Origin of the sequence: Nocardia sp. NPDC051900, assembly GCF_044452545.1 — a bacterium.
In the GTDB taxonomy this organism is placed as follows: Bacteria; Actinomycetota; Actinomycetes; order Mycobacteriales; family Mycobacteriaceae; genus Nocardia; species Nocardia sichangensis.
The window spans coordinates 269,918-282,283 of sequence record NZ_JBITBU010000009.1 but is presented as its reverse complement, the minus strand read 5'-3'; the positions used below and the strand labels follow the sequence as shown (position 1 = coordinate 282,283).

The following is a 12,366-nucleotide window of genomic DNA, read 5'->3' as shown; positions in this document are numbered from 1 at the left end:
GGCCGCTACGCGACGTCGGCGAGGTCGGCGGCCTCGCCAGCGCGCGTCATCAGGCGCGCGACGGCCTCCGCTACCAGCCCGGGCTGCTCCAGGATCACCGAGTGTCCGGCGCTCTCGACGATCACGAAGTCCGAGTACTCGACGGCGGCGGCCATCGCGACGGAATGCGACGGGGGCGTCATCAAGTCGGCGCCACCGCACAGCACCAGCGTCGGAATCCGGGACAGAAGCCCGAGAGCCTCGGTCCGGTCGTAGACCATGAGGTCGCTCAAGAAGCTCGCCATCGTGACGATCGGCGTCTCGTTGCGCATCGCGTTGGCGAGGGCGAGCACCCGCGGGCTCACCTTGCGATCACCGAATTCCGCGGTACGGACGAGCGGGGCGAACAGCTGACAGGCCAGCAGCTTCGCATGGTGCATCGCCCCCGGCGCGAGTCGAACGGCCGCCTGGAACGCGGAGACGACCGGGCTGCGCAGCAGACGGCCGAACCCGGCGTTGGCGAGACCGCCTGAGGCGGTCGCGAGAAGGGCGACTCCGACGACGCGGGTGCCGATCTCGTGCGGATTCTGACCGGCGTAGGTCAGCGCGGTCATACCACCCATCGAGTGGCCGACGAGGACGACCGGCCCGGTCGGTGCGACGACATCGAGAACTTCGCGCAGGTCCCGGCCGAGCTGGTCGATGTTGTAGGTCCGCCGGGGCGCGGCGGCCGACTCGCCGTGGCCGCGGTGGTCATAGCAGACGATCCGAGCGCCTGCGTAGCGACGCAGCAGCTCGTCGCGGACATAGGTCCAGGACTCGCTGCGCAGGCAATGTCCGTGCAGCAGGACGACGGTGAGGTCCGCGTCTCTCGGGCCGTATTCGCGAACCGCGAGCGCCGCGCCGTCCTCGGTCCACACCGTGGCACGCCGTTCCTCCGTGGCGGCGATTGTGCTGAGAGTCGACATGGGCTGCTCCGGTTCACTGGCGGTACTCGTCCTACTTTCCGCCGTATGCGCCGCCGCCATCAGGCCCCCGAGTGCTGGGCTCCGATCCCCAAGGGGTATGCCGATCACCACCAAGGTGGGACTGTTCGCCGGGGTGTTGTTCGGCCACCGGCGAAGGACGGGGCGAAGCCGCGAATATGCGGCTAACGCACCGGATCGACCCCGAGCACACCCAGGGCGAAATCCCCGTATTGCGCGGCCACTTCCTCCGGCGTCGCCGGGCCCGACTCGCGAAACCACTGGGGGATGGCGGTACACATGGTGGCTATGGCACGACCTGCCGCCCGAACCTGGGAATTGGCGATGCGGCCCTCGGCATGAGCCGCGGCGATCGCGTCGTCCAGGATGGCTTGGATATCGCGACGGGAGCGGGCGATGCGCGCACGTTCCCCCGGAGCAAGGCTGCGCATCTCGCTGGCGCCGATGAAACCGAGGTCGCGGCGGTGGGTGTGGAACAGGGCCAGTGCTTCGACGATCAGGCGCACCCGGTGGATGCTGTCGCGGCCTTCGGCGCGGGCGGCGCGCACTCGCCAGTGCAGTTCGTCCATGGTCAGATCGAGGATGCGGACCAGCAGGTCGTGCTTGTCGCGATAATGGTGGTAGAGGCCGGGAACGCTGGTACCCGCCCGCCGGGCGATGGCGCGCACGGTCGTGCCGTGGTAGCCGATCTCTACGAACGACGCGAGGGCGGCGGCCAGCACCGGGTCGACGTCCAGCGGGGCGAACTCGCGCCAGTCACCCTGCGCATCCAGCTCGGAATCGGCACGATCGGAGCTCGGGCGCGCCGCGGGAGAGGCGCCGCCGAGCAAATGAGCGACCGGCACACCCAGCACATCGGACAAGCGAGCGAGCCGGGCGATCGAGATTCCGGTCTTTCCCGTCTCCACGGCGCTGAGCGTCGCCGGACTCACCTCGAGACGGCGGGCAACTTCGCGCAGCGACAGGCCCGCGGCGCGGCGCGCGTGCCGGATCGCCTCGTGCGGCGCCACAGTCTCGTTTCGCATGTTGTTCAGTATAACTGAACAACATACATCCACTACCCGCGCCCGACACCCCCTGAATCGCATTCTTTGACACCGCCGGTGCCCAGTGGAACAGTGTTCAGACAGAGCGATCATTCGGTCCGTGGACGAGGCGCTGGATGTCGAGGAGGAATGCGCGATGCCGATCGAACTGACCTATTCCGACGAAGTTCGGGCGCTGATCGACCGCACCCGGGCGTTCGTGCGGGAGACGGTGCTGCCGATCGAAGACGAGCACCTCGGCGACATCACCGCCGCGGGCGGCGACGGACTGCGCGTCACGCTGAACAAGCTCGCGCGCGAGGCCGGGGTCTTCGCGCCGCACGCACCCGTCGAGTACGGCGGCCACGGCCTGTCGATGTCGGATCGCGCGCCGGTGTTCGAGGAGGCGGGCTACTCGCTGTTCGGCCCGACGGCGCTCAACATCGCGGCGCCGGACGAGGGCAACGTCCACATGCTCGCCCACATCGCCGACGCGGAGCAGAAGTCGCGTTACCTGGAACCGCTCGCCCGCGGCGAGGTGCGCTCGGCCTTCGCGATGACCGAGCCGGCGCCCGGAGCCGGTTCCGACCCGGCGGCGCTGGCCACCAGGGCCGTCCCCGTCGACGGCGGCTGGCGGATCAACGGCCACAAGCACTTCATCACCGGCGCCGACGGGGCCGGCTTCTTCATCGTGATGGCCCGCACGTCCGGCGAACCGGGACAGCGGGGCGGGGCGACGATGTTCCTGGCGCCCGCCGACACCCCGGGCCTGCGCGTGGGCAGGCATATCACCACGCTGGACCGCGCCATGATCGGCGGACACTGCGAAGTCTTCTTCGAGGACATGTTCGTCCCCGACGAAGCGGTGCTCGGCGCTGTCGACCGCGGCTTCGAATACGCCCAGGTGCGACTGGGTCCGGCTCGCATGACGCACGTGATGCGCTGGCTGGGAGCGGCGCGCAGAGGCCACGACATCGCCGTCGAGCGTGTCGCCCAGCGTGAAGGCTTCGGTTCCCGGATCGGCGATCTGGGCATGGCGCAGAAGATGATCGCCGACAACGAGATCGACATCGCCGCCACCCGCGCGCTGCTGGTGCGCGCCTGCTGGGAACTCGACAACGGAGAGCACGCGGGCAACGCCACCTCGATCGCGAAGACCTTCGCCGCCGAGGCGATCTTCCGCATCGTCGACCGCAGCATTCAGTTGTGCGGCGGGCTCGGTGTTTCCGACGACCTCCCGCTGGCGCGCCTCTCCCGCGAAGTACGGCCCTTCCGCATCTACGACGGGCCTTCGGAAGTGCACCGCTGGGCCATCGCCAAGCGTGCGGTCAGCGCGGCCCGCCGGGCGGTGGCCGACGGGTCTTCGCGTTGATCTACTGCGCGGATCTACGCCGGACAGGCCGTTCGTCCCCGACGAGCGGCATTTCCGGCTCGCCGGACGGAATCGGTTCCGAGCGCTGCCGGGTCGATCGGCCGCGCGTGCGATCCAGCGAGCGAGTATCCGCGTAACATGCGGACTTCGTGACTCCGCCGAGGCATCCGAGGGCGGCAGTTCGCCGGTGAAAGGGTCCGCCGCCCTGATCCGATCGAGTCCCCGGGATGATCGAAGGAGAGCCGTATGCCAGCGCAAGACCGCCGATACCTCGTCCTCCTGATTCCGGGTGACCTCGGCGACGACACCGTCCTCACGGCAATCCGTTCGGAGTTCTTCGACTGGCTGCGGAGATCCGGTGCGGAAGTCGTCGAGGACGGCGGCGCCAACCGATTGGTCATCACATCGTCGCCGGAGACAGCCGAGCGACTCACGAGGCTCGAGTACGTGCTCACCGTCGAGCCGTACGCCTAGGCGCCGGCTCGCCGGGCTGCCGCGCATCCCGATTATCGGTAGTACGAGCCCGCCCGCGATGCCCACAGGTTTGCCGCCGACCCCGCACCGGCCGCGACCGCGCTACCGACGGTCTCATCGGCTGCCGCATTCGGGCGCGGCACCGTATCCTCGGATGAATCGATCTGCACGACAACCGTATTCGAGGCAGACATGTCGCGGTCCGAGGCATCGGCGGTGGCGGCCGGAGCCTACGCGTGGTTCCGGACGGCGGTCCGGCGAATCGATCCCGAATTGTGGGAGTCGTGGTGGCAGTGGCTGGATCGGAAATTCGGCGACGACACGACGATTCTGTGGACCGAGCCGTGGCCTCACGACTACTGGGTCGCCCACGGGGTGCAACACGCCATCGAGGGGGTACCGCTCCCGCTCGCCTACCAGACCTGGTCCCACCGCGGCGCGCTCGACGACTGGCCGCTTTTCGGGGCGACGGAATGGGACCTGTTTCCACCCGGTGTGAGCCGGTCGACCAGCTCGGCCGCGCTCGATGACGTCCTCGCGCAGGCGGGTCCGCTCGAATACGATCGCGAATACAGTCTTGCCCAGCTGATTTCGTTGTCGGATGAGCTACAGCGAACGAGTACGGAGGAAGCGTCACAAGCCCGCCTGCAATCGCAGTTCATCCGCGCGTGGCTCAGCTCTATCGTCGGAAACACCTTTTCGAGCATGTTCCGGGCGCCCTCCACGGATGCGGATCTGCTGTATCACGTGACGATCCGCCGGGTCGACCAAGCGATGGGTGCTTTCGAGCAGACACACCACCTGCGAATGGATCTCGCCGAAGCGATCGAGACCTTCTACTGCGCGACGTGGCCCGACGGGCTGCCGATCAAGGTACCCACGCAACAAGGACAATCACTCGAGTGGCGAGACCACTGGTTCTGGTTGACGCGGGAGCTGGAACCGGAGCGGCTGCGGGAAGCCGTCGGCATCGTCGCGAGGTTGCTGGTCTGTCCGCCGATCATGGACGCCATCGGCTATCTGATCAGCAGGGATCGCCCGGTCAGCGCGCTGGGATTGTGCGTCCTGCGCCGCTGTGCCCTGGGACTGCGGACTCTGGCCTGGCTAGAAGCCGCCGCTACTCATCGGTGGCGGGATGTCCGGCTCGCCGACGTGGCGACCTTCGCGTTCGCCGCCATCGCCCCGTGGTGGCCACGGCCTTCCCTGGCGCTCAGCCATCGGTCCGGCGACACGAAGCCGCAACTGATGAAACTCGGTCTGTGGCGCGCCCCCGACGTGGCCATCGACGCGACGACCGTCCCCACCGGCGAGTCCAACACGGGCATGGTGTGGCGTCTGTTCGCCGCCACACCGGCGATCGCCAGGGTGCGGTCCGAGACCTACACCGCCAGCCTGTGGTGTCGACGCGAGGTCGAGTTGACCCAGTACCTGCTGGACCACTCCGATTTCCTTCGCGGACGTATCGTGGCGGACGTCTCTGTGCAGCAGACAATCTCGGTCGACCGAGCGATGTCGTCGCGCAATCTGCTACCGGATCGTTCCGAACAGAACCAGCCGTTGTTTCCCCCGTCCACTCTCGTCTTGGACGTACCGAGCTACCCGCCGTTGATCATCGGTGTACTCGCCGCGGTGTGCACATTGCGGCTGCTGCGCACCCACTACGGCGACACCGGAGTGGCCAATCGGATCGCCGACGAACTGGTCGCGGGCCGCCCCGTCGACCTACCGCCGCCGACCAACCATCCGCAGGGCTGGGATATCCACTACGCCGCCTTCGCAGTGCTCGGCCGATACAGCCGACGACACAAATCGCCGGTGCGGCTGTCACGGCGCTACCCGAGGGCCGAGGCCGCGTTGGATATGACGGAAATCGCCGAACAGGTTCCCGATCTGACGCAGGCACAGGCGGGAGGCGTCGACATACTGGCCGCTCTCGAATGGAATCGCGAGATCCGCCGGTGGTTCTCCGAGCACTGGGGCTCCCGCCGCACCGTGATCGATTGCAGGCGGTTCGATGTCAGCGGATGGAGCGATGACCCCCGCCATGCCGTCAAACGCGGCATGCTGCAATTACGTTCCGAGGCATTGACTTTCGTCATGCAAGTGGCCGGTCAGTCGGTGGACTCCTGGCCCGGGCTCGGGTACAACGATCCGCCGATTCTTACCGTCCACCTGCCCGACCAGCACAGTTGGATCGATGCTTCGTTCGCGCTGCCGACCTGGGTGGACGTCTACGCCTCGCTGCGCACGCTTCGTTTGGACCGCGCTCTGGTCGACGCGATGCGCACCGCACTCGATGACCAGTTCACTCCCTTGGCGAAGCTACCGCGGTCCAGGAAGCCCGCTGACGTGTTCGCCGCGCGGGGCGGCCCGGGCACCCCGCATCCCGATCGGCCCGTGACGGTCATCGTTCACCGCGACTGAGCGAAGCGGGCCCATGACGCCGGTCCGCCGCCGCCAGCTCTGCTGACGGCGGCGGATACCTCCGATGGACGAACCCGAGCGTGATTACCGCCCGTGCTGATGCGCGGACTGGCGGGCCTCGTCGACGTCGGCTTCGGCTCGCGCCTTCTCGGCCGCGGCTTCCTTCCCGGCCGCCTCGCGCTGCGATTCCGCCTTGTCCTGCTGCGCGCGACCTTCGTCCTTCAGGTCCTGATGACCGGTGACGGTACCGGCCGCTTCCTTCACCTTGCCCTTGGCGTCTTCGACGACGCCCTCGACGCCCTCGCGAGCACCGCTTCCATGTTCAGCCACAACAACCTCCTGGAATATCGGAACAAGCTGACATCTGGCGCATACCCGGGAGACGGGCCTCGAATCCGGAGCGACGAAGTTCGGTTCGCGCGTCACGCTCTCCCGCAGGCAGGACGGGTCAGCGCAGCGGGGTGCTCGCGCTCGGTCTTGTCGATACCGCTCGTTGTACTCCGGAATCGGCAACGGGATCGCCATCAGCGGGCCCGTGCTGGGCTCCGACGCGGGCGTGGTGGCCTGGCTCAACGCGATGATGCCCGACCTCGCGCGCGACACCTCGACCACGCTGCGCGATCGTTTCACCGACTTCGACGGGCGGGATGCGCGCCTGCGCGGCAGCTCACGCGCCCGCGTCGACCTCGGCAACTACAACGTGGTCGACGGTGACGGGATGACGAAAATCTTTGTCGCCACCGCCGCCGCCGAGATGGGCGAATCCGACCTCGCCCACGCCCTCGTCCGCTCTATGCACGACCGGTACCGGGTCGACGAACGCAACGGCGCCCGGCGCTTCGCGGGAGTCTCGACGGTGACCAACGCCCACCACACGCTCACCCGATTCAACCGGCCCGACGGCCTGCGCGATCTCATTCGCGGAACGGTGCCGCCCGAGTGGCGGACCGGACCGATTCTCGGCATCGCGCCTCATACGGATGGCCTGGTCGCCAAGGCGGTGACCGACGGCAGCGCCCTCGAACTGGCGCTACGGCCCGGCCACGGGTCCAGACGGGTGCGGCTGGGGCTGCGACGGCTGATCTCCCGCCGCACCTACCGCGTCACCGGCGCGATCGCGCCGGCCGTGTCGCCGACGAGTCCGGCGAGGGCACCATCGAAGTCGACCTCGAGATCGCGCTCAACGCGGATCGCCGATAGAAAGATCCGATCGCACGCTCGATCCAGCAGTTCCCGGCTGGCACGGGCGCCCCAGCGCGTGCCAACGTGGGCGCGCGGCCCGACCGGATGCCCACGCGATCGCCTCCGCTGCAAGCGCTTTCGACAACAGCCGCACTGTCACGAGCCCCGACGGTCACGACACCAGAGGACGATGAACCAGCACACGAAGAGCCCGTCCGCCGCGGCCCGCGACTACGTGTCCGCCTGCGCGACGCTGACCAGCCTGATCGACCTCGCCGCGCACCCCGCGACGTCGCCGCGCTTGCGGGTGGCGCTCGCCGAGTATTGCCGCCGTCACGGCACAGCCGATCCCGGATTGGCGGCGAGTTTGTCCTTCTGGAAACAGCGCCGTGCCTCCTTGACGCCCGCCGATTACGAGGCGATCCGCGCCGTCCTCTCCCGCGACGGCGCGATCCTCTACGCGTTCCACGACTGATCATCGCCGCAAGGAAGTGGGGTTCCTCCCCACTGCCCAGGTTCAATTCGCGTTTCGGTCACGTACACGCTTCTTCGGCCCCTTCTGGCACGGCGATGCCATCCGGTCAAACGGCCCGCGTTCGACTGCCCCTCGCCGACACGGTGCCGGTCGATCAGCGACCGCTTATCGCCGCGTGTCGACGCCGCCGATGCCCGACAGCGTCAGCTCGACGGGTTCGCGCGGCTGACCAGGACGGAATACGCAGCGAGTACAGGTGTAGATCGTGGGCATGCACTCGTTGCAGTGCACGCACGCCGACCGCGTCGACGCATCCGACTGGATGCGTCGCAACAGATTCGGTTCCCGCAGCAGCGCACGGCCCATGGCGACGAACTCGAAGCCCTCTGCCCGCGCGAGCCGCATGGTGTCGAGATTCGTGATGCCACCCAGCAGGATCAGCGGCATCGACAATTCCCTGCGGAAGTGCCGTGCGCGCTCGAGCAGATACGCCTCCCGGTACGGATACTCCTTCAGGAATGCCTTGCCGACCATACGGAATCCCCATCGCGCGGGCACCGGGAGAACGTCGCCGAACGATTTCCGCGGGGCGTCACCGTGGAACAGCAGCATCGGGTTGAGCAGCGAGCTGCCCGCCGTCAGTTCCAGCGCGTCCAGGCTGCCGTCGGCTTCCAGCCACGCGGCGACCTGGATCGCCTCGGGCACGGTGAGCCCGCCCCGCACTCCGTCTTCCATGTTCAGCTTCGCGGTCACCGCGAGCCTGCCGCCCACGGCTTCCCTTACCGCGGCGGCGATCTCACGCGCCAGCCGCGCCCGGTTCGCCAAGCTGCCGCCGTACCGGTCCGCACGGCGGTTCAGTTTGGGGCTCAGGAACGAGCTGACCAGATAGTTGTGTCCGAAATGGATCTCCACCGCATCGAAACCCGCCTCCTCGGCCAGCTTCGCCGCGCCGGCATGAGCGGCCACGAGCTCGCGGATCCTGTTCTCGTCCGGGCTTCGCATCATCCGCATCGACAGCGGGCTGAACATCCGGCTCGGCGCCAGCGCCGGAACTCCGTTGGAGGCCGCGTTCGCCACCGGTCCGGCATGGCCGATCTGCGCGCTCACCGCGGCGCCCGCACCGTGCACGGCTTCGGTGAGCCTCCGCAGCCCCGGCACCGCTTCCGGGCGCAGCCAAATCTGATGCCGGTCGGTCCGGCCGCCGGGAGCGACCGCGCAATAGGCCACGGTCGTCATCCCGACGCCACCGGCGGCGACCTCGCGATGGAACTCGATCAAGTCGTCGGTCACCAGCGCGTCCGGCGTGCGGCCCTCGAAGGTCGCGGCTTTTATCACCCGATTGCGCAGGGTGATCGGCCCGAGCTGGGCGGGTGCGAATACGTCGTTCATTGTTTCTCTCCTGTCGGAGCGGTCAATCCGGCCACCACGAATTCCCGGAGGGTGGCCACCGCCTCCTGCGACATCTCTCGGTGCTCCGCACTGCCGAATCGCATGATGAGGAGGTCGAACGCCAACATCCACCGGCGCCTGCTCTCGCGCTCGCTCACGCCCGGCAACAGGCTCACCCACGCATCGATCCGGAACCACGGCTGCCGCCACTCGGTCACCTGCCTGCCGAGGACGAATTGCGCCAGCAGTCTCAGATGCAACCGCCCCACCGGATCGGCGGCCAACTCGACGAACGGCTCGATCACCGCATCGACCACCTCGGCGATCGACCCGTGCCCACCGGTGACAGCGGCCAACCGGTCCGCCCACACCGGACCCAACCGCTCCTCGAGCAACGCGGCGACCAGGGCGTCCTTCGACCCGAAGTGGTAGTGCACCGCCGCCGGGTTCGCTCCTGCCTGCGCGCAGATACCGCGCACGGACACCTCGTCGTATCGGCCTTCCAGCAGCAGTCGCTCGGCGGCCGTCAGCAGACGATCGCGGGTGGTCGCGGCTTCGGAGACCGGTTTCGGCATGCGCCAAGTCAAGCACGTTTCCATCGTTGATTCAATCATTGATTGAAACTTGTCCACGCAGAAGCCGACACCGCGCCGAGCCGCGCCCTGGATGCCAGAAGTGTGGACGAAAGCCGATAGAACGCAGGGTTTCACTGCACGTCACCAGGTCGTCACACCCGGCCGCGAGCACGGCGCGAAGGTGTTACGCACGGCGGCCGAGTCGATGAGCTTCGCGTCGACCTCGCACGCGGGCAGACGTGCGTCGGCACGGCGTCGATCGAGCCAGGTCGCGGCAAGCGGTCCGGCGCTTTTGTCCGCACTTCATTCAAGCCGCTGAGCGGGCCTCGGATCAGCCGTGGCACATGATCGCCTCCGAATACGCCGATACCCGGGAGCAGTGCGAGCTGCACCGCCGCTCGTGTAGCGCAGCGTCTGGTATTCACACCGGCCGCGTCGCGGTCAGCGGACCGGATTCAGCCGCTTCGGCGTCAGCCGGTACGCGTGCCGAATGCACACGGGCGAACACAGGGCGAACTCGGCGACACGCACCGGCCACTCGGCGGTGGGCACGGCGTACGCCTCCGGCAGGCGGTCCGCTGCCTCGGCGTGCCTGTATCCGAGGTACCGGATCCGAGTCCGATCACCGTCTCCGGACCCCACAGCAGTCCGCGAACCAGGCGCCGCGGGCGGTTGCGGTCAGGAATGACCCGCGATGATGACCTCCGGGATACCGGTGCCGAGTGGGACCGGCCTGCACACCGGCGCCGGGCTGCCCGGATCCAGCAGGGTGAGCAGCAACTCCTGCACGAACGGGTCGTACACCATGTGGAAGTGCCCCGTGAGGTCGGCGGGACACAGGTCTTGCAGGGCGATGTTCCGCGCGCCGGGCCCGCGCAGCGCGATGTTCTCGAACGGCTGGATCATCTCGTCGACGTGGCTGCCGACGGTCACGTACCGCACCCCGGGCACCGTGTCGCCACCCGCGTTGAGATCGAGCATGAGCGGCGACCCCTCGGCCTGCTGCACGGCGGCGAGCGAAGTCACCTGAGCGAACGCCTGCAGAGCGCCCGGGATCGCCTCGGCGACCGGCACCAGCCCGTACATCACACCGCCGTAACTGGGCGATGCGAGGCCGACCCATTGCTCGACCTTCGGCGCACCGCCCAGTTTGTTGACGTAGTAACGAGTCACGTTCGCGCCCTGCGAGAACCCGACCAGATCGATCTTGTCCGCGTGGGTCGCCGCGAGCACTCGATCGACGAACGCACCGACCTGGTAGGCGCTGAGCACCAGATCCTCGGTGCCGTAGCTGTGCGCGCCGGGCTTGCCGCCGTAGTTCAGCGCGAACACGCAGAATCCGGCCGCGGTCAGCTGCGGCGCGATCCCCGACCAGTCGGAATAGGCTGTGGAGTCGGTCCCGTGCGCGAGCACCACCGGACGGGGATGCCGGGCGCTGGGCACGCAGCCGAAATCGTTGGTACCGCTGGGGACCGCGTTCGGATGACTCTTCTGATACCACGCGGCGGCCAGGTGGTCCGATTGCGGTGGAGCGGCGTACGTCGGCACGTCGGGCGGGCGGAAGCCGAGCGGCTCGGCCGACGCCACGCCCGGGCCGAGCGCGGCCACACCGGCCACCACGAAGGCCAGCACGGCATCACGCAAGTGTGAAACGCCCCAAGTTCCCGCTCGGATCGACTGTCGCATCTCACAATGATCCCTCTGATCGGCTCGAAATGCGCGCGGTATAGGGGTGTTTCGCGTCCCCTACTTCTCGGGGGTCTCGTCCTCGGCGAGGATGCGGTAAAGGGACTTGCGGGTCTCGGTGAGCAGCTCCGCCGCCCGCGCCGCCTGCTGCGGGGTGCCTGCCGCCGCGACCTGGGCCACCGCCCCCATCAGCTGTCCGACGAGTGCGCGCAGGTCCATCGCCTGTGCGCCGACGTCCTGTTGCACGTCCGCCCACGGATCGCCCAGCTCGTCCTGGTGCGCGGCGACGTACTCGGCGCCGGACTCGGTGAGCTTCGCGGTCTTGCGCCCGGCGACCTTCTCGATGAGGACCAGGCCCTCGTCCTCCAGTTGCGCCAGCGCGGGGTAGATCGATCCGGGGCTCGGCCGCCAGATGTCGTTGCTGCGCCCACGGATCTGCTGGATCAGTTCGTAACCGTGCATGGGCTGCTCGGCGAGCAGCAACAACACGGCGGCGCGTACGTCACCACGCCTACCCCGGCCGCCGCGTCCGCGTCCGCGTCCGAAATGCGGGCCGAAGCCGGGACCGAAGCCCGGCCCGAACTCCGGGCCGAAGCCGTGACGTCCGCCCCGGCGAAAGCGCCGCCCGTGCTCGAAGCCCTCGTGACCGGGCACCGGCCCGCGGCCACGCCGGCCGAATTCTCGGTGTTCTCGGTGTTCCATGTCAGCCTCCCAAGGCTCTCGTGTTCGAATCATGCTATCGACGATATATCGACAATGCATCGAATGCAAGGCTCGGTTTCGGCATCCGCGCCCAGCC

Annotated in this window: 11 protein-coding genes; 4 read left to right on the top strand and 7 right to left on the bottom strand. The window is 68.1% G+C overall.

Going from position 1 to position 12,366, the window contains the following annotated elements; translation table 11 throughout:
* Positions 1-5 precede the first annotated feature (5 nt).
* Complete coding sequence (locus tag ACIA5H_RS17970) at positions 6-947, bottom strand: alpha/beta fold hydrolase (RefSeq protein ID WP_397076826.1); 942 nt, start codon at positions 945-947, stop codon at positions 6-8.
* Between the two features lie 182 nt (positions 948-1,129).
* Positions 1,130-1,990, bottom strand: a complete 861-nt coding sequence (locus tag ACIA5H_RS17965) for a TetR family transcriptional regulator (protein WP_397076825.1) — start codon at positions 1,988-1,990, stop codon at positions 1,130-1,132.
* A 157-nt stretch (positions 1,991-2,147) separates the two neighbouring features.
* On the opposite strand from ACIA5H_RS17965, the gene ACIA5H_RS17960 reads away from it, so the two are divergent.
* The 3 genes from ACIA5H_RS17960 to ACIA5H_RS17950 all read left to right on the top strand — a co-directional run bounded on the left by ACIA5H_RS17960 (position 2,148) and on the right by ACIA5H_RS17950 (position 6,260).
* Positions 2,148-3,362 carry an acyl-CoA dehydrogenase family protein gene (locus tag ACIA5H_RS17960; RefSeq protein WP_397076884.1) on the top strand — a complete coding sequence of 405 codons (1,215 nt, stop codon included), beginning with the start codon at positions 2,148-2,150 and terminating at the stop codon, positions 3,360-3,362.
* A 246-nt stretch (positions 3,363-3,608) separates the two neighbouring features.
* Positions 3,609-3,836, top strand: a complete 228-nt coding sequence (locus ACIA5H_RS17955) for a hypothetical protein (protein WP_379250936.1) — start codon at positions 3,609-3,611, stop codon at positions 3,834-3,836.
* 192 nt (positions 3,837-4,028) lie between these two features.
* A complete protein-coding gene (locus ACIA5H_RS17950; RefSeq protein WP_397076824.1) occupies positions 4,029-6,260 on the top strand; it encodes a hypothetical protein in 2,232 nt (743 codons plus the stop codon).
* An 84-nt stretch (positions 6,261-6,344) separates the two neighbouring features.
* On the opposite strand, the gene ACIA5H_RS17945 is transcribed toward ACIA5H_RS17950, so the two are convergent.
* Positions 6,345-6,590, bottom strand: coding sequence for a CsbD family protein (locus ACIA5H_RS17945; RefSeq protein WP_355070654.1), 246 nt, complete (start codon positions 6,588-6,590; stop codon positions 6,345-6,347).
* 163 nt (positions 6,591-6,753) lie between these two features.
* Here ACIA5H_RS17945 and ACIA5H_RS17940 point away from each other — a divergent pair, with 163 nt between their 5' ends.
* Positions 6,754-7,917 carry a hypothetical protein gene (locus tag ACIA5H_RS17940; RefSeq protein ID WP_397076823.1) on the top strand — a complete coding sequence of 388 codons (1,164 nt, stop codon included), beginning with the start codon at positions 6,754-6,756 and terminating at the stop codon, positions 7,915-7,917.
* Positions 7,918-8,082: 165 nt separating this feature from the next.
* Here ACIA5H_RS17940 and ACIA5H_RS17935 read toward each other — a convergent pair whose 3' ends face one another.
* The 4 genes from ACIA5H_RS17935 to ACIA5H_RS17920 all read right to left on the bottom strand — a co-directional run bounded on the left by ACIA5H_RS17935 (position 8,083) and on the right by ACIA5H_RS17920 (position 12,269).
* On the bottom strand, positions 8,083-9,306 hold the full coding sequence (locus ACIA5H_RS17935) for an NADH:flavin oxidoreductase (protein WP_397076822.1): 1,224 nt from the start codon (positions 9,304-9,306) through the stop codon (positions 8,083-8,085).
* Complete coding sequence (locus ACIA5H_RS17930) at positions 9,303-9,881, bottom strand: TetR/AcrR family transcriptional regulator (protein ID WP_397076821.1); 579 nt, start codon at positions 9,879-9,881, stop codon at positions 9,303-9,305. The genes ACIA5H_RS17935 and ACIA5H_RS17930 overlap by 4 nt, the downstream gene beginning before the upstream one ends.
* Before the next feature lie 678 nt (positions 9,882-10,559).
* Entirely contained in the window at positions 10,560-11,567 is a 1,008-nt protein-coding gene (locus tag ACIA5H_RS17925) for an esterase/lipase family protein (protein WP_379250946.1), read from the bottom strand.
* A gap of 60 nt (positions 11,568-11,627) precedes the next feature.
* The gene (locus ACIA5H_RS17920) at positions 11,628-12,269 is read right to left on the bottom strand and encodes a PadR family transcriptional regulator (protein ID WP_397076820.1); all 642 of its coding nucleotides are present in this window, start codon (positions 12,267-12,269) and stop codon (positions 11,628-11,630) included.
* Between the last annotated feature and the right edge of the window lie 97 nt (positions 12,270-12,366).